Source organism: Massilia atriviolacea, from assembly GCF_003953935.1.
GTDB lineage: Bacteria > Pseudomonadota > Gammaproteobacteria > Burkholderiales > Burkholderiaceae_D > Telluria_A > Telluria_A atriviolacea.
Genome location: NZ_RXLQ01000004.1, coordinates 467,619 through 484,467, shown reverse-complemented (window position 1 = coordinate 484,467; position 16,849 = coordinate 467,619). Strand labels below are relative to the sequence as shown.

General features: G+C 64.2%; 17 protein-coding genes. 6 read left to right on the top strand and 11 right to left on the bottom strand.

The annotated features are described in order from the left end of the window. Positions 1 to 353 precede the first annotated feature (353 nt). The 3 genes from EJB06_RS10220 to EJB06_RS10210 form a co-directional block, all read right to left on the bottom strand. Positions 354 to 2,510, bottom strand: coding sequence for a S46 family peptidase (locus tag EJB06_RS10220; RefSeq protein WP_126073890.1), 2,157 nt, complete (start codon positions 2,508 to 2,510; stop codon positions 354 to 356). 158 nt (positions 2,511 to 2,668) lie between these two features. Then, the gene (gene cls / locus EJB06_RS10215) at positions 2,669 to 3,946 is read right to left on the bottom strand and encodes a cardiolipin synthase (protein ID WP_126073889.1); all 1,278 of its coding nucleotides are present in this window, start codon (positions 3,944 to 3,946) and stop codon (positions 2,669 to 2,671) included. 60 nt (positions 3,947 to 4,006) lie between these two features. Then, positions 4,007 to 4,276, bottom strand: a complete 270-nt coding sequence (locus tag EJB06_RS10210) for a GlsB/YeaQ/YmgE family stress response membrane protein (RefSeq protein ID WP_126073888.1) — start codon at positions 4,274 to 4,276, stop codon at positions 4,007 to 4,009. 345 nt (positions 4,277 to 4,621) lie between these two features. On the opposite strand from EJB06_RS10210, the gene EJB06_RS10205 reads away from it, so the two are divergent. Then, complete coding sequence (locus EJB06_RS10205; RefSeq protein WP_126073887.1) at positions 4,622 to 5,764, top strand: hypothetical protein; 1,143 nt, start codon at positions 4,622 to 4,624, stop codon at positions 5,762 to 5,764. 92 nt (positions 5,765 to 5,856) lie between these two features. Here EJB06_RS10205 and EJB06_RS10200 read toward each other — a convergent pair whose 3' ends face one another. From EJB06_RS10200 to EJB06_RS10190, 3 genes are all read right to left on the bottom strand, one after another. After that, entirely contained in the window at positions 5,857 to 6,426 is a 570-nt protein-coding gene (locus EJB06_RS10200; protein ID WP_126073886.1) for a YceI family protein, read from the bottom strand. Between the two features lie 63 nt (positions 6,427 to 6,489). Then, positions 6,490 to 7,044, bottom strand: coding sequence for a YceI family protein (locus EJB06_RS10195; protein ID WP_126073885.1), 555 nt, complete (start codon positions 7,042 to 7,044; stop codon positions 6,490 to 6,492). Positions 7,045 to 7,073: 29 nt separating this feature from the next. Then, positions 7,074 to 7,601: a cytochrome b gene (locus tag EJB06_RS10190; RefSeq protein ID WP_126073884.1), complete on the bottom strand. Its 528-nt coding sequence runs from the start codon at positions 7,599 to 7,601 to the stop codon at positions 7,074 to 7,076. Positions 7,602 to 7,775: 174 nt separating this feature from the next. Here EJB06_RS10190 and EJB06_RS10185 point away from each other — a divergent pair, with 174 nt between their 5' ends. Together EJB06_RS10185 and EJB06_RS10180 are read left to right on the top strand one after the other, a co-directional pair. Beyond that, complete coding sequence (locus EJB06_RS10185) at positions 7,776 to 9,713, top strand: TOL_0244 family TonB-dependent receptor (protein ID WP_126073883.1); 1,938 nt, start codon at positions 7,776 to 7,778, stop codon at positions 9,711 to 9,713. Next, positions 9,710 to 10,150 carry a zinc-ribbon domain containing protein gene (locus EJB06_RS10180; RefSeq protein ID WP_164557885.1) on the top strand — a complete coding sequence of 147 codons (441 nt, stop codon included), beginning with the start codon at positions 9,710 to 9,712 and terminating at the stop codon, positions 10,148 to 10,150. Before EJB06_RS10185 ends, EJB06_RS10180 begins: the two co-directional genes overlap by 4 nt. Positions 10,151 to 10,155: 5 nt before the next feature. Here the strand turns inward: EJB06_RS10180 and EJB06_RS10175 are convergent, their stop codons facing one another. After that, entirely contained in the window at positions 10,156 to 10,698 is a 543-nt protein-coding gene (locus EJB06_RS10175; protein ID WP_126073881.1) for a glycine zipper 2TM domain-containing protein, read from the bottom strand. Positions 10,699 to 10,839: 141 nt separating this feature from the next. Continuing rightward, positions 10,840 to 12,219, bottom strand: coding sequence for an adenylosuccinate lyase (gene purB, locus EJB06_RS10170; protein WP_126073880.1), 1,380 nt, complete (start codon positions 12,217 to 12,219; stop codon positions 10,840 to 10,842). A 179-nt stretch (positions 12,220 to 12,398) separates the two neighbouring features. Between purB and EJB06_RS10165 the strand changes: the two genes are divergently transcribed. The 3 genes from EJB06_RS10165 to EJB06_RS10155 are packed head-to-tail and all read left to right on the top strand — an operon-like array spanning position 12,399 to position 14,978. After that, positions 12,399 to 13,007: a glutathione S-transferase family protein gene (locus EJB06_RS10165; protein WP_126073879.1), complete on the top strand. Its 609-nt coding sequence runs from the start codon at positions 12,399 to 12,401 to the stop codon at positions 13,005 to 13,007. A gap of 19 nt (positions 13,008 to 13,026) precedes the next feature. Continuing rightward, positions 13,027 to 14,055, top strand: a complete 1,029-nt coding sequence (locus EJB06_RS10160; protein ID WP_229427001.1) for a LacI family DNA-binding transcriptional regulator — start codon at positions 13,027 to 13,029, stop codon at positions 14,053 to 14,055. Continuing rightward, positions 14,052 to 14,978, top strand: a complete 927-nt coding sequence (locus tag EJB06_RS10155) for a PfkB family carbohydrate kinase (RefSeq protein ID WP_126073878.1) — start codon at positions 14,052 to 14,054, stop codon at positions 14,976 to 14,978. Before EJB06_RS10160 ends, EJB06_RS10155 begins: the two co-directional genes overlap by 4 nt. Before the next feature lie 250 nt (positions 14,979 to 15,228). On the opposite strand, the gene bfr is transcribed toward EJB06_RS10155, so the two are convergent. The 3 genes from bfr to EJB06_RS10140 all read right to left on the bottom strand — a co-directional run bounded on the left by bfr (position 15,229) and on the right by EJB06_RS10140 (position 16,737). Further along, positions 15,229 to 15,705: a bacterioferritin gene (bfr, locus tag EJB06_RS10150; protein ID WP_126073877.1), complete on the bottom strand. Its 477-nt coding sequence runs from the start codon at positions 15,703 to 15,705 to the stop codon at positions 15,229 to 15,231. Positions 15,706 to 15,811: 106 nt separating this feature from the next. Continuing rightward, on the bottom strand, positions 15,812 to 16,513 hold the full coding sequence (locus tag EJB06_RS10145) for an energy transducer TonB (RefSeq protein ID WP_126073876.1): 702 nt from the start codon (positions 16,511 to 16,513) through the stop codon (positions 15,812 to 15,814). A gap of 8 nt (positions 16,514 to 16,521) precedes the next feature. Next, positions 16,522 to 16,737: a (2Fe-2S)-binding protein gene (locus EJB06_RS10140; RefSeq protein WP_126073875.1), complete on the bottom strand. Its 216-nt coding sequence runs from the start codon at positions 16,735 to 16,737 to the stop codon at positions 16,522 to 16,524. Between the last annotated feature and the right edge of the window lie 112 nt (positions 16,738 to 16,849).

Sequence of the window (16,849 nt, the reverse complement as noted above, 5' to 3'; positions counted from 1 at the left end):
GAGCAACAAATGCGTTTTCGATCACTCCGCCCCCGGATATCGTTGCTTCGTCTGCGCAGAAGTGCCGACGCGCTGGTGTATGGCCTGCCGAATGCACCAGAAGTCGCGTTTGCACTTGTTCTGCCGGCAATCTGTTGCTAATTAAAGCTCTGACCCCGGTTGGGAATGTGGTCTTAGATTGGAATGTATAGTAACGCGACTGGTCGTAGATTGGTATTAAAAAATTGTAGAATTTTGTCATCTAGAGGCGGCCGGGGGACTTTTTCCGGCAGCGATGGACGAAAAAAATGCCTGCGTCCCGGAGGAGGCAGGCATCTCGGAATCGATCCGGACGGGGCAGGCCCCGCGCCGGCTTATTCCACGTTCATTTCCTTGAGCAGGTTGTCGGCCTTGTCGACATGCTTCATGTTCCACAGCATGTAACGCACGTCGACCTGGATGTCGCGCGTGTTGGCCTTGTTGAAGTCCCAATCCGAAATGATCGAGTCCAGGGTGCCGTCGAAGGCCAGACCGATGAACTCGGCCTTGCTGTTCAGCGCTGCCGAACCGGAGTTGCCGCCGGTGATGTCCAACGTCGCCAGGTAGTTCACCGGCACGCTCTTGAGCTTCGGATCGACATACTTGCCGAAGTCCTTGGCCTTGATCGCCGCCAGCTGCGCCGCAGGAGCGTTGAACTCGCCTTCGCCGGTCGCTTTCGCTACCACGCCCTTGACGGTCGTGAACGCGGACCACGAGCCGGTGCCGTCGGCGCCATGGTCACGGCCGGCAATCTTGCCGAAAGTGACGCGCAGGGTGCTGTTGGCGTCCGGATAGACCGGCTGGCCCTTGCTGGTCATGTAGGCGATCTTGGCCTTCATGTAGTTGGCGTAGGCTTGCTGGATCTTGCCTGCCAGTTCTTCTTCCTCGGCTTCGCTCTTCATGCCGGCGTCGTACATGGCCACGGCCGCCTTGATGAAGCTGTCGTTGCTGGCCTTGAAGTCGGCCGGGGTCTTGCCGATCCAGGCCGCGCGCTCGGCCGCGGTGCCGAGCTTGGAGCCGGCGTACATGGTGTCGAGCACGGTTTTCAGCTGGGCTTCGCTCATGCTGTTCGCGATGCCGACAGCGGCGTCGAAACTGGCGTTGCGCTCGGCTTTCGGCTGGGCCGCGTATTTCTTCAGGCTGTTCAGGACCAGCGCCTTGTCGACTTTTTCGTCGTAGGTGCGCTCGATCGCGGCCACCGACGATTTCAGCGCCGGCAGGTCGCGTTCCTGGTAGCCCGATTTGCGCTCGACGTTCGGCTTGGCGCTTTCGTTCGACAGGCGGTACAGGCGGCGGGCCACGTTCAACAGGCGCGGCGCCGAGGCGTTCAGGAAGAAGTCGCGCTTGGTTTCGGCATCGCGCTGGGCGATCAGTTTTTCAACCTGCTCGATGTCGGCCGCGTATTCTTTCTGGCGCGCCGGGTTGGCGTTGACCCAGGCTTTCATGTCCGCATGTTCCTTGGTCTTGCGGGCCAGGAAGTCGCTGCCTTCGTAGCTGGTCAGCATGCCCTTGCGGTTCTTGTAGTAGTTGTTGACGTTGGCGACCTGGCCTGCGTATTTCAACTTGGCATCTTCATTGGTCTTGGTTTCGCGCTCGATGATGGCCAGGGTCTCGGCCGAGGCTTTGACGAAGGCCGGATAGCTCCAGTCGAAGGTGAACGCCACTTCCGACGGCAGGCGGTGGCGGTTGGTGCGGCCCGGATAGCCGAGCGCCATGATGAAGTCGCCTTCCTTCACGCCTTCCCTGGCGATCTTCAGGTGGGTCTTCGGTACGTACGGCACGTTGTCCTTGGAGAAGTCGGCAGCCTTGCCGTCCTTGCTCACGTAGGCGCGGTAGAAGCCGTAGTCGCCGGTGTGGCGCGGCCACATCCAGTTGTCGGTGTCGCCGCCGAACTTGCCCACGCCGGCCGGCGGCGCGTGCACCAGGCGCACGTCGCGGATTTCCAGCTGCTTGATCAGGTAAAACTCGAGTCCGCCGTAGTAGCTGGACACGGTGCAACGGTGGCCGGCGTCTTTTTCGCACTCGGCAACCATCGACTTCATGTTCTTTTCCATCGCGTCGACCCGGGCCTTGCCGGCCAGCCTGGCGACGTCGGGGCTGATGATCTTGTCGCTGACGTTGCTCACGTCCTTGGTGACGTAGACGCGGCTGCCCGGCGCGGCCGGCAGTTCTTCCGCAAACGTCTTGGCCAGGAAGCCGTTGGCCAGCAGGTCGCGCTCAGGGGTCGAGTTGACCGCCACGCTGTTGTACACGCAGTGGTGGTTGGTCGCTACCAGGCCCTGCGGCGAGACGAACGAGGCCGAGCAGCCTCCCAGGCTGACGATCGCGTTCATCGGGAATTCGGTGAGCTTGGTCAGGCTTGCCGGATCGAGCTTGAGGCCGGCCGCTTTGAGTTGTTTGGCTACTTGTGGCAGCTGCTGCGGCATCCACATGCCTTCGTCGGCTTGCGCGACGGTGCTGAGGATGGCTAGCGTTAGGAAGGTCTTTTTCATTCGCATTTCGTCTCTTTTTGGTCAATCGGAACAGGCTTGGCTCGCTGAGCGCCCTAGAGTATCCGTATCGCCAAAATAATAGTCAACCACATTTTGATGGACTGCCGGCCGGGCCCGCCGCGAATTGCGCCGCTTTCCCACGGTATGCCGCAGTCGTCCTACAACTGGTCGCCGATCAGCGAGGCCACTTCGCCCGCCACTTTCTCGGTCCACGGGCGCTGCTGCCAGGCTTGCAGGCTGATCGGGCGCGCGCGTTTCCAGTCGTCTTCGAAAATGGCCACCTGCTCGGTGGCGAAGGCGCGGTCGATGATGTTCAGGTTGGCTTCGTCGTTGAGGCTGAAGGAGCGGTTGTCGAAGTTGGTCGAGCCGACCGAGACCATCAGCGAGTCGACCACCAGCGCCTTGACGTGGAACATGGTGGGCTGGTATTCGGCGATCTCGATGCCCGCTTCGAGCAGGGCGCCCCAGCGCTCGCGCGAGGCGATCCGCACCACGTCGGAATCGATGTCGTCGCCGGGCGTGATGATGCGCACCTTGACGCCGCGCCTGGCGGCCGTGACCAGCGCGTGGATGGTCAGCTCGTCCGGCACGAAGTAGGAGCTCGACAGGTGGATCGTGTCGCGCGCGGCCGTGATCGCCATCAGGTACATCAGCAGCATGCTTTCGCTGCCGCCGCTGGGCGAGCTGCTGAACATCTGGGCCGCGTGGCCGCCCACGGGTTTGAGCGGAGGAAAGTAGTGCGGGCCGTCGAGCACGGTGCCGGTGGCCTTGGTCCAGTTGTCGGCGAACACGGCCTGCATCTGCCCGACCACCGGGCCTTCGACGCGGAAGTGGGTGTCGCGCCAGTGCTGCTTGTCCTGTGCGGCGCCGCGCCACTGGTCGGCAATGCCGACCCCGCCGGTAAAGCCGACCTGGCCGTCCACCACCAGCACCTTGCGGTGGGTGCGGTTGTTCAGGCGCGTGAATTTCCACCAGACCGGCTTGTGGTAGCGCTGCACTTCGACCCCGGCCGCCTTCATCCGGTCGAGGGCGGCCAGGTCCATCTTCATGCTGCCGATGAAGTCGAGCATGACGTGCACCTTGACGCCGGCGCGCGCGCGCTCGATCAGGGCGGCGGTGAATTCCTGGCCGATCGATTCGGACCAGTAGATATAGGTTTCCAGCGTGATCGTGTGCCTGGCCTCGCGGATGGCCTTGAGCATGGAGGGGAAGATCTGTTCGCCGTTCAGCAAGACCTCGACCTGGTTGCCTTCGAGAATTGGCGGGCCCAGCAGGACGCCCATGGAACGGCGGAATTGCGGGTCGTCGGTAGCGTACAGGCGGTGCAGCTGCCGTTCGATTTTCTTCTCGCTCGGCATGAAGTTAAAAACCAAGAACACGGCCAGCAAGGTAAGCGCACAGCTGATCAATGCGACGTAGAGGGGTTTCTTGGTCATCGGAATTCCAGGCAAAAAAAAACCAACGCACGCGTGCGTTGGTCATGGGGGGAGCTGCATTCAGCGTACTTTGCCGCGACGCAGCAGGTTGACGATGGCCAGCAGGATCACGGCGCCCAGGAAGGACACCAGCAGCGAGGAAACGCTGAAGTCGTCGGCATTGATGGTGCCGGTGCCGAACAGCGGCGAGAGCAGCCAGCCGCCCAGGAAGGCGCCGACGATACCGACCACCACGTTGAGGATCATGCCTTGCTGGGCATCGGTTTTCATGACCATGCTTGCGAGCCAACCCAGGATGCCGCCGACGATGAGCCAGATGATGAATAACATGTTGATTCCTCCTTTGGTTGAATGATTTACCCGGGCCACGTGCAATTGCCGGGCCATGGAAAAAGAATAATTCGCGCCTCCTGCACGGTCGGTGCGGCAACGAACGTAATGGACGATTCAACATCTTTCTGGGGCCGGCGTTGTAAAAACGCCGGCCGCCGTTGCAGGCGCCCCGGCGCCGCCGCGGGCGCCGCGCCAGCCTGTCGCATGCCATTTGGAAACACTGTTTTTGAGTGCGGCAACGTACGGAAGCATTGTCCAGTCGGGCTTATCGTTTCGTCACTGGCATTGATTTCCAGGTTTGCATGCGAGCCCCGCACATCCATAATTCGAAAGGAAATTGAAATGAGCAATTACGACACCACGACCCAGAAAGATTCCCGCATGGTCACCGGCCTGTTCCGTGATCGCGACAGTGCAGAGCGGGCTTACAACTCCCTCTCCGACCGCGGCTACAGCAAGGACGATGTCACGCTGATGATGTCGGACGATACCCGGAAAACCTATTTCAACGACACCGATACTGAACTCGGCAGCAAAGCGGCTGAAGGCGCAGGCGTTGGCGCCGGCATCGGCGGCACCATCGGCGCCGTACTGGCTGGCATCGCCGCCGTCGGCACCACCCTGGTCCTGCCCGGCATCGGCCTGGTCGTCGCCGGTCCGATCGCAGCAGCCCTGGCTGGCGCCGGCGCTGGCGGTATCGCCGGCGGCCTGGTTGGCGCACTGATCGGCGCGGGCATTCCTGAAGAGCGCGTCGTGCACTACGAAGAAGGCATCAAGAACGGCGGCATCCTGATGGGTGTCAACCCACGCAACGACGAGGACGCCACCCACATCGAGCGCAGCTGGACTGAAAACAAGGGCGAGCACATCATCGGTACCGGCGTCGGCGCTGGCGCCGGTGCGCTGACCGGCGCCGGCATCGGCGCAGCCGCCGGTCCGATCGGCATGGCGGCGGGCGCGGCCATCGGCGGTATCGCCGGCGGCCTGGCTGGCAAGGGCGCAGCCGAAGTCATCAACCCGAAAGCCGGTGACGAGCTGCACGAGCATCACTTTGCCAAGGGCATGGGCGCCGGTAGCGGCGCAGCGATGGGCGCGGCCGCCGGTGCGGTAGGCGGTCCGGTCGGCATGGCTGCCGGCGCCGCGATCGGCGCGATGGCCGGCGGCATGGCTGGCAAGGCGGCCGGCCAGCTGGTCAATCCGGAAGAGGAAGCGGCTTACTGGCGCAGCTCGTACCAGACCGCTCCATACTATTCGCCAGGCTACACCTACGACGACTACGGTCCTGCGTACGAACTCGGCTACAACAGCCGCGGCCGTTATGCCGGCACCAGCTTCGATTCGGTCGAGAACAACCTGTCGGACGATTGGGAAGCCATGAAAGGCAAATCGCGCCTGAACTGGCAGCAAGCCAAGTCGGCTACCCGCGCAGCCTGGGATAAAGTCGAGCGCGCCATGCCGGGCGACTTCGACCGCGATGGCCGTTAATCCGGGCGTCCGACCTTAGTCGGCACCAAAAAAAGCCTCGCTTCCGTCACCGGAAGCGAGGCTTTTTCACATGTGCCGCAGGCGGCGCGTGCTTAGTTCTTGACCGCTTCGACCTGGATCTGCAGCTTGACTTCCGGTGCGAACGGCGGCACGGCGTAGCTGATGCCGAAGTCGGTGCGCAGGAATTGGGCCGAGGCGTCGGCGCCGCACACTTCCTTCTTGTGCATCGGGTGGATGATGCACTTGAACTTGTTGATGGTCAGGGTCACCGGTTTGCTCACGCCGTGCAGGGTCAGGGTGCCGTCGACCGAGACCGGCACATCGCCCTTGAAGGTGATCGATTTCGATTTGTAGGTCACGTCGGGGAACTTGGCGACGTCGAACATGTCTTCGTTCTTGGCGTGCTTGTTGAGCTTGTCGTTACCGAAATCGATCGAATCGGCATCGATCTTGATGTCGATCGAGCCGGTTTTCGCGGCGCGGTCCAGCACGACGCTGCCTTCGGTCTTGGTGAACTTGCCGCGCAGGATGGAAATGCCCATGTGGTCGGCTTCGAAGCTCGGGAAGGTATGGGTCGGGTCGATCTTGTAGGTGTCGGCGGCGAAGCTGGCGGTGGCGGTCGCGGCGGCGGCCATGGCGATGATCAGGTGCTTGATGTTCATGTAGTGTCCCTTTGGTTAACTGATTAATGTGTGAATGCGTGCCTGTGAACGAAAAATACGGGTTTACTGCGCCGCGCTGACGCGGAATTTGATGAGGACTTCATCGGCGACCATGCTGGTGTCTTTCCACTCGCCATCGCCGATATTGTAGGCGAGGCGCTTGATCGGCAAGCTGCCGTCGAAGGTGTGCTTGCCGCCCTCGGTCTTGACCGTCAGCGGAAAGCTCACATCGGTCGTCTTGCCCTTGATCGACAGCTTGCCGGTGACGGTCATCTTGCCCGGGCCGGCCGCCTTGATTCCCGAAGAAACGAAGCTCGCTTTCGGAAACTGTGCGGAGTTGAACCAATCCTTCTTGGCGACTTCCTTGTTCATCAGCGGATCGCCCAGGTCCAGGCTGGCGGTGTCGATCTCGACACTGGCCTTGGCGGCGTCCGGCTTGGCCGCGTCGTAATCGATGCTGGCCGCAAATTTGGTGAACTTCGCTTCGACCGGCACGTTCATCTGCTTGAACGAGGCCGACACCATGCTCCTGGCGGTGTCGGTCTTGAGCGGAACGGCGTGGGCGATGACCGCCACGGCCAGCAGGGAGGCAAGCAAAGCGCCTTTGGTTAACTTCATACAATCTCCTTGGAAAACAATAAGATGACCTAGGGCAGCATGCGCTTGAGCACGCCGTCGCGGTCGATGAACTGGTGTTTCAGGGCGGCCGCCAGGTGCAGGCCGACGGCGCCGGCCAGGCCCATGTTGAGCCAGTAGTGCACGCCTTTGAGCAGCGGCTTGAGTTCGGGATCGGCGGCCATGATGACCGGCAGTTCGAACAGGCCGAAGTAAACAACGGGAATGCCGGCCGACAAGGTGTACAGGTAGCCCGACAGCGGCACCGCGAACATCAGCAGGTACAGCATGCCGTGCAGGCCGTGGGCCGCGCCTTTCTGCCAGGCCGGCATGCTGGCCGGATAGGGCGGGGCGCGATGACTCAGGCGCCACAGCAGGCGCAGGGCGGCCAGCGCCAGCACGGTCACGCCGGCCCATTTGTGCCAGGAATAGTATTTGAGCTTGGTGGGGGTGATGCCGGGAATGTCGGTCATCACCAGGCCCATGATGAAGGCGCCCACGATCAGCACGGCGATGAGCCAGTGGAAAACGATCGCGGTGATGGTGTAGCGTTCCTGCATGGACCTGCTCCTGGAAATAGTACTGATTAGGACTAATATACCAAATAAACAGCAACGTCGCTTGCGAAGGGCAGATTACCATACAGCGCGCGCCGTGCAGCAGTATCCGTACTGTAAAATTGCCTCGGACCTATTCATTCATCGGGCCGGAAACAGACTTGTCGCTGGAATGCCATGGAGATCACTTTTTTGCGCGCCGCAAGGCACGCCGCCGTCGTCGCGCCCTTGCTGCTGCCGGCCTGGCCGGCGGCCGCCCAGCTATCGCCGGCGGCGGCCGACGCCATGGCCGATATGTCGATCGAGGAACTGGCGAACATCCAGGTCACCTCGGTGTCGAAAAAGCCCGAACGCCTGGGCGCCGCCGCCGCTTCCGTGTTCGTGATCACCGCCGACGATATCCGCCGCTCCGGCGCCGCGACCCTGCCCGAGCTGCTGCGCCTGGCGCCCAACCTGCAGGTGGCGCAGAGCAGCCGCTACAGCTACGCCATCAGCGCGCGCGGCTTCAACAGCAGCCGTAACACGGTGCCCAACAAGTTGCTGGTGCTGATAGACGGGCGCTCGGTGTATTCGCCTTTCTTTTCCGGGGTGACCTGGGATGCCCAGCAAGTCATGCTCGAAGACATCGAGCGCATCGAAGTCATCAGCGGCCCCGGCGGCACCTTGTGGGGCGTCAATGCCGTCAACGGCGTCATCAACATCAGCACGCGCGCCGCCGGCGCCACCCAGGGCAGCCTGGCGGCGCTGCGCGCCGGCGAGCGCGGCCAGCATGTGGCGCTGCGCCAGGGCACGGGCGACTGGCGCCTGCAGGCCAGCTATCTCGACGAGCGCCATACCGAACTGGCCAGCGGCGCGCCGGTGGCCGATGCGCGCCACCAGTGGCAGGCCGGCATGCGGCGCGACTGGGGCAGCGGCGCCGACCTGTTCAGCGTGCACGCGAATGCCTACCGGGGCGCGCTGGACCAGCCTGAGCCCGGAGCGATTACCACCGGCGGCAAGCTCGACCTGGGCACGGTGCGCTCCTCCGGCGCCAGCCTGACGGCGCGCTGGACCCATGCGCTGGCGGGGGGCGGCAGCCTGATGCTGCAAGGCTACATCGACCACAGCGAGCGCGAGGTGCCGCCGACCTACGCCGAGCGCATCCAGGTGGCCGACCTGCAATTCCAGCACAGCCTGCCCGCGACCGGCATCGGGCAACTGGTGTGGGGTGCGAATGTGCGCCATACCTGGGATGCGGTGACCAACAGCCCCACTGTCGCTTTCCTGCCGGCCAAGGTCCAGCAGGACTGGGCCAGCGTGTTCGCGCAGCACGAGCTGGCCCTGCGCGAGCAGGTGCGCCTGATCCTGGGCGCGCGCGTCGAGCATAACGACTACACCGGCGCGGAGTTCTTGCCCAGCATGCGCGTGGCGTGGCAGCTGGCGCCGCGGCATGCCGTGTGGAGCGGCGTGTCGCGCACGGTGCGCGCGCCGTCGCGGCTCGATGCCGATACCTTCATTCCCGGCAAGCCTCCGTATCTGCTGCGCGGCGGTCCGCAGGTGCGCGCCGAAGTGGCCAAGGTGTTCGAACTCGGTTATCGCGGCCAGCCGCTGGCGGGGCTGTCGTACTCGGCCACGGTGTTCCATAACCGCTACGACCATTTGCGCACCCAGGAAGTCGATCCGGGCGGCAGCTTCCTGACCTTCGACAGCAAGATGGAAGGCAAGTCGAGCGGCATCGAACTGTGGGGCAGCTACCAGGCCACGCCCTGGTGGCGCCTGAACCTGGGAGCGATGGCGCTGCACCAGCGCTTTGCCCTCAAGCCGGGCAGCAACGATGCGGCGGCGCCGCGCACCAGCGCACGCGACCCGTCGCACACGGCGCAGCTGCGCTCCACTTTCGCCTTGTCCGCCGACAAGGAGCTCGAACTGGCTTGGCGCAAGGTGGCGCGGCTCGACAGCGACAAGGTGCCGGGCTACACCGCGCTGGACGCGCGTGCCGGCTGGCGCCTGCGGCGCAACCTGGAGTTGTCGGTGTCCGGACACAACCTGAATGGCGCGCATGCCGAGTACGGCCCGCTGGCCACGCGTTCGGAGATTCCGCGCGAGATCGCCGTCAAGCTGGTGTGGATGCATTGAAGAAGAAACGAGGTTTGCCGCCGCCGGCCACCGCGCTTGCCGATCCGCGCCAGTGGTCGGAGAAAAGCCAGGGTTCGGTGGCGGCCTCGTTTCGCACGCACTACACGGACCAGGCTTACCGTTGCCACGCCTGCCGCAAGGAGGCTCTGTTCAGCGCGGCCGAGCAAAAGTTCGTCTACGAGGTGAAGAAGACGCACATCGATGTGCGGCGGGTGCTGTGCGAGGCCTGCTGGCGCGAGCGGCGGGCGGTGCAAGGGAAGATTGCCGCCTGCGAGGCGCAGTGGGCCGCGTCGAAGCCGGAGCTGGCGCTGGACGCGGCATTCCTGTCGACCTGGCGTGCATTGCTGCTGGAACACCATCACTACGGCGCCCGGCTGAACAGAGCGACCAGCAACATGCTGCACAAGTTGCTGGATCGCTTAGTTGAAGCGAATTGAGGCGCTTACTTGTTGCGGTTGGCGATTTCGTTACCCAGCATGCCGCCGCCGATCACGCCGGCCACGGTGGCGATCTTCTTGCCGTTACCGCCACCGATCTGGTTGCCGATCAGGCCGCCGATGATGGCGCCGGTGCCGATGCCTACATAGTTAGGTCCGCTGGCTTGCTGCGCCGGCTGGGCGCGGTAGCTCGGCGCCTGCTGCGCCACGCGGGTGTGCTGCGGCGCGCGGTGCACCACTTTCTTCACGACCGGCTTCTGGTAGACCGGTTCCGGCGCGGGCTGTACGGCTTGCGGCGAATACTTTGCGACCAGCATTTGCGCGTCGGCCAGCTGCTGCGCCGTCGGCGCCGGCTGGGCCGCCAGCGCCTGAGGCGCGGCCGGTGCCGCCAGTGCCTGCGGCGCCGCCGCCAGGCTGTTGTCGGCCTTGGAGCTCGGAAGCAGGCCGGTGATGGCCGCCGTGCCGGCGACGCTGACCGCGATGACCGACACCGCCGCTGCCGCCATCAATGGGTGAATACGCGAGAGGGTGTTGTTGACCTGTTCCATGGTAGTGCTCCTGTTCGTTTGATCTTGGGTAAAAGATTAACGTAGGGAAGCTGCCCAACCTAGATCGAAAGCCGTATCAGTCGTAAGCGAATGTAAAACGGGCCCGCAGGCCCGTTTCCATCGCATGGCGCAGTGAAGCGCTTAGATCGCCCTGGCCAGCTTGGCCGCGATGCCGATGTAGTTCGACGGCGTCATTGCCAGCAGCAAGTCCTTGGCTTCCTGCGGAATCGCCAGGGTCAGCACGAATTCGCGCAGCGCGTCTTTCGAAATGCCCTTGCCGCGCGTCAATTCCTTGAGCTGCTCGTACGGGTTGTCGATGCCGTAGCGGCGCATCACGGTCTGCACCGGCTCGGCCAGCACTTCCCAGTTCGCGTCCAGGTCCTGCTCCAGGCGCACGGCATTGACTTCCAGCTTGTTCAGGCCGCGCAGGCAGCTGTCGTAGGCCAGCAGGGCGTAACCGAAGCCGACGCCGATATTGCGCAGCACGGTCGAGTCGGTCAGGTCGCGCTGCATGCGCGAGACCGGCAGCTTTTCCGCCATGTGCTTGAGCACCGCATTGGCCAGGCCCAGGTTGCCTTCGGAATTTTCGAAGTCGATCGGGTTGACCTTGTGCGGCATGGTCGAGGAACCGATTTCGCCCGCCTTGGTGGTCTGCTTGAAGTAGCCGAGCGAAATGTAGGTCCAGATATCGCGGTTCAGGTCCAGCAGGATGGTGTTGGTGCGCGCGATGGCGTCGAACAGCTCGGCCATGTAGTCGTGCGGCTCGATCTGGATGGTGTAAGGATTGAAGGTCAGGCCGAGGCGCTGCTCGATCACGTTCTTCGAGAACGTTTCCCAGTCAAAATCGGGATAGGCCGACAGGTGGGCGTTGTAGTTGCCGACCGCGCCGTTCATCTTGCCCATGATTTCCACGTCGGCAATGCGCTTGATCGCGCGTTGCAGGCGCGCGACGACGTTCGCCATTTCCTTGCCCAGGGTGGTCGGGCTGGCCGTCTGGCCGTGCGTGCGCGAGAGCATCGGCAGCGCGGCATTCGCATGCGCGATCTGGGTCAGCTTGGCGACCAGGCCCTGCAGCGCCGGCAGCATCACGCCGTCGCGCGCCGCTTTGAGCATCATGCCGTGCGAGGTGTTGTTGATGTCTTCCGAGGTGCAGGCAAAGTGGATGAACTCGGTCGCCGCGACCAGTTCCGGCACATCCTTGACCTGTTCCTTGAGCCAGTACTCGACCGCCTTGACGTCGTGGTTGGTGACCGCTTCGATGGCCTTGATGCGCGCCGCGTCGGCTTCCGTGAAATCGCTGGCCATCTTGTCGAGCAGGGCGGTGGCCTCGGGCGAGAAGGGCTTGATTTCGGCAAAGCCGGCTTGCGACAGCGCTTGCAGCCAGGAAATTTCCACCTTGACGCGGTGGTGCATGAAGCCGGCTTCGGACAGGATCGGACGCAGTTTGTCGGTCTTGGCGGCGTAGCGGCCGTCCAGCGGGGACAGGGCCGACAGCGTGGAATAGGGAGCGGTAGAGGTCATGGGCGAGGGCGCTTATGGAGGAGTAGGGGAGTCGTGTGCATTGCAGCAAAGACCGATATTTTACCACCCGGCCGCCTTGTCAAGCCGGTGTTGCTGGCATGCGCAAGCGGCCGGTTTCGAGGCCATCGCGGCCCGGGCGCGATGCTATACTGTCTGCCAATCCTCCACCTGAAGCATCTATGAAACTCATCGGTTCCACCGCCAGTCCGTTTGTCCGCAAGGTTCGTGTCGTCATGGCCGAGAAAAAGCTCGACTACGATCTCGAACTCGAGAACGTCTGGACGGCCGAAACGAAGATTCATCTGTCCAATCCGCTGGGCAAGGTGCCCTGCCTGATCATGGAAGACGGCAGCCCGATGTACGATTCGCGCGTCATCGTCGAGTACCTCGACACCCTCACGCCGGTCTGCAAGCTGCTCCCGCCGAACGGGCGCGACCGCTCCGACGTCAAGGTCTGGGAAGCGCTGGCCGACGGCGTGCTCGATGCGGCCGTGCTGGTGCGCCTTGAAAAAACCCTGCGCCCGGAAGCGCAGCAGAGCGCCGCCTGGATCGAACGCCAGATGGGCAAGGTGCACGCCGGCCTGGCCGTCATGTCGGCCAACCTGGGCGAGTCGCCTTTCTGCAAGGGCAATCACTACACCCTGGCCGACGTCGCGCTCGGCTGCGCGCTCGGCTGGATCGCCTTCCGCTTCCCCGAGATCGACTGGCGCGGCGCCTACCCCAACCTGGCCAAGCTGTTCGACAAGCTCTCCGAGCGCCCCTCGTTCAAAGACACCGTGCCTTTCTGAGCGGGGCGGCGGACGCTTGATGGACCCCTTACCCGCGCAGGGCAGCTCCCTGCAAAAGCGCCTGCAGATGGCCGACATCGCGCGCCTGGCCGGCGTGTCCAAGGCCACGGTCTCGCGCGCGCTCAACCGCAGCCCGCTGGTCAGCGACGACACGCGCGAGCGCATCCTGGCGCTGGCCAGTTCCCTCAATTACAGCATCAACATCGGCGCCCAGAACCTGCGCCTGCGGCAAAACCGCACGGTGGGCGTGGTGGTGCCCTACGACGCGGACGCGCGCCATGAACTGGCCGATCCGTTTTTCCTCAGCCTGCTGGGCAGCCTGGCCGATGCGCTGACCGCGCGCGGCTACGACCTGCTGCTCTCGCGCGTCGACGCCGAACAGCTCGACGCCGCCGCCACGCCCTACGATACCGGGCGCGTGGCGGGCATCATCCTGGTCGGCGAATGGCGCGGCCACGCGCAGCTCGACGCGCTGGCGGCGCGCCAGGTGCCGATGGTGGTGTGGGGCGCGCAGGCGCCGGGGCAGCGCTACGTGAGCGTCGGCGGCGACAACGCCAGCGGCGGCATGCTGGCCACCGGCCACCTGCTGGCGGCCGGCCGGCGCCGCATCGCCTTCATCGGCGACAGCGCCCAGCCCGAGGTGGCCGAGCGCTATCGCGGCTATTGCCAGGCGCTGGCCGCGCAGGGCCTGGCGCCCGATCCGCAGCTGTGCGTGCCGGCCTCGTTCCAGGCGCAGGACGGCGCGCATGCCGTGCACGAACTGGCGCGCCGAGGCGCGGCCTACGACGGCCTGTTCGCCTGCAGCGACCTGCTGGCCATGACCGCGATTAACGCCCTGCGCACCCTGGGACGCGAGGTGCCGCGCGATGTCGGCGTGGTCGGCTACGACGATATCGCGCTGGCCAGCTATTTCCATCCGCCCCTGTCCACCATCCGCCAGCCGGTGCGCGCCGCCGGCGAGGCGCTGGTGGCGACGCTGATGGCGCAGATCGAGGGGCGCCCGGCCGCCTCGCTGCAGCTGCCGGCCGAACTGGTGGTGCGCCGATGACGACCACGGTGGTGTATGGCGAAGCGCTGGTCGACGATTTTTTGAGCGAGCAGGCGGTGGGCGGGGCGCCCTTCAACGTGGCGCGCCACCTGGCGGCCTTCATGTCGCCGCAGCTGGCGATCACCCGCATCGGCGACGACCGCAACGGCACCATCGTGCGCGCCGAATTCGAGCGCTTCGCGATGTCCGAGGCCGGCCTGCAGCTCGACCAGATGGAAGAAACCGGGCGCGTGGTGGTCGAGCGCAATGTGCGCGGCCACCGCTTCGTGATCCTGCCCGGCCAGGCCTACGATTACATCAATCCGGAACAGGCGCTGGCCGCGCTGGAGTCGGTGGAGGCGTCGGCGATTTACTTCGGCACGCTGGCGCAGCGCTGCCCGCGCTCGCGCGACACCCTGTACGCGCTGCTCGACGCCAGCAACGCCACCCGCTATCTGGACCTGAACCTGCGCGAAGGCCAGTTCGACGAGCGCTGCGTGTTCCACTCGCTGCACGCGGCCGATATCGTCAAGGTCAACGAGGAAGAGCTGGAGTCGCTGTTCGCGTGGTATGTGGATATCCATCCGTCCGAGCCGCCGCTCGACGGCGACGAAGTGCGCGCGGCGTGCGCGGTGCTGGTGCAGATCTTCGGGCTGGAAGCGCTGATCGTGACCCTGGGTCACCGCGGCTCGGTGTACTTCGGCGCCGATGGGGAGGTGATCGTCCATCGGGACAATCCGCCGCCGCCGTTCGTGATCGATTCGGTGGGGGCCGGGGACGCGTTTTCGGCGATCTTCCTGCTGGGCCGCACGCGCGGCTGGGCGCTGGGCACGACCCTGGCGCGCGCCAACGAATTCGCCGGCGCGGTGTGCGCGATCCCCGGTGCGATACCGAGGAGCCTGAATTTCTACGACAAATGGGTGGCGCGCTGGCGCAGCGGGTGATGGGATGCAGCGGACGGCATCGCTACCTTAAAAACCGTCGCCCCCGCGCAGAAAACCGTCGCCTCCGCGCAGAAAACCGTCGCCCCCGCGCAGAAAACCGTCGCCTCCGCGCAGAAAACCGTCGCCCCCGCGCAGGCGGGGGCCAAGGCGCCGCCGCTCGGCAAAGATGCCTTCGCTTCCCGCCTGGGCGGGAATGAGGGAGCCCGGTGACGGGGCAACAAAGGCGCAAGCCAAACGCCTCGGACACTGATCAGGCGTGCTCGCCCATCTGGCTCTGCAGGTAGTTCTGGATGCCGACCTTGACGATCAGGTCGAGCTGGGTTTCCAGCCAGTCGATATGTTCTTCGGTGTCTTCCAGGATCAGCAGGAACAGGTCGCGCGTCACGTAGTCGGCTGCCAGCTCGGCGGCGGCGATGCCTTCCTTGACCGTGGCGTGCGCGGCTTGCTCCAGTTTCAGGTCGCATTCGATCATTTCCTGGGTCGATTCGCCGATCAGCAGCTTGTGCAGCGCTTGCAGGTTCGGCAAGCCGTCCAGCATCAGGATGCGGTCGATCAGCTTGTCGGCGTGCTTCATCTCGCCGATCGATTCTTCGTATTCCTTCTTGGCCAGCTTCTCCAGGCCCCAGTGACGGTACATGCGCGCATGCAGGAAATACTGATTGATCGCGGACAGTTCGTTGGTCAGCTGCGCATTGAGCAGCCGGATGACATTCTTGTCGCCCTTCATGGGAGGCTTTCTTTAGTGATGGAGAGTTTCTCCATGATAGCAAAAAAACGGGGGGCACACGCCAAAAAGGCCCCTCGCAGGGGCCATGTTGTTGTTCCCAAACCGATCAGCTGGCGAGCTGGAAGGTCAGGGGGACGATCACATACACCGACACCGCGCGGCCGTCTTCCACGTGCGGCTTGAACACCGCGCGCATGGCCGCCTGGCGGCCGGCTTCATCGAGGCGCGTGGAACCGGACGAGGATTGCACCTTGACCTGGTCGGGCATGCCTTTTTCGTTGACCAGGATGAGCAGCACGACCTTGCCCTGTTCGCCCATGCGCTTGGACATGGTCGGGTACACCGGCTGCGGCGCCTGGATGTATTCCACGCCCGAGCTGATCGTTTTCGGCCCGGTCGACGGCGGCGCCGGCGGCGCGGCCACGGCCACCGGGGCGGCCGGCGCTTCGCTCGCGACAGGCGCCGACGGCGGCGAAGCGGTAATCGTATTCTGGACCTGCACCTGCACGATCGGGGTCGGCGGCACGACAACGCGCGGCGGCGGACGCACCGTGGCCACGGAAACCACCTTCGGCGCGGCCGGGGCGGCCGGCTTCGGCGGCGGCGGCGGGGCCACGAAGGTGACCATGACCGCCTGCGGCAGCGCCACTTCGGCCATGCGGTGCAGCAGGCCGCTGGAAATCAGGTAGAACAGCACGGCGTGGATCGCGATCACCGCGGCGAAGGGGCCGAACTTGGCGCGCAGCTTCGCCACCACGGCAACGGGATCGCCCATGCCGGGGTCGGTGGAAAAGGTCATTGCGCTCATAAATACACTCAGGCTGTCTGCGCCGAGCGGAAGGACAACTCGGTGGCGTGGATGGTTTTGGTGTCGAGGTGATCGTTCAGTACCTGCCTGGCGCAGCTCGCGCACTTGCCGCAGCAGGTGCCCACGCCCAGGTCGCGGCGCAGCTCGGCCATCGACGACAGGCCGAGATCGACCGCCTGACGAATTTCGCGGTCGGAAATGTTATTGCAAACACAGACGATCATCGAAGCACCTTCCTTGTAGTCGGCTCAGCGGACAATCTTGCCGCTTTCACATTAATGAGAATCATTATCATTAAGATTTGTATTTTGTCGGAAGTCGCGATCGATTGCAAGC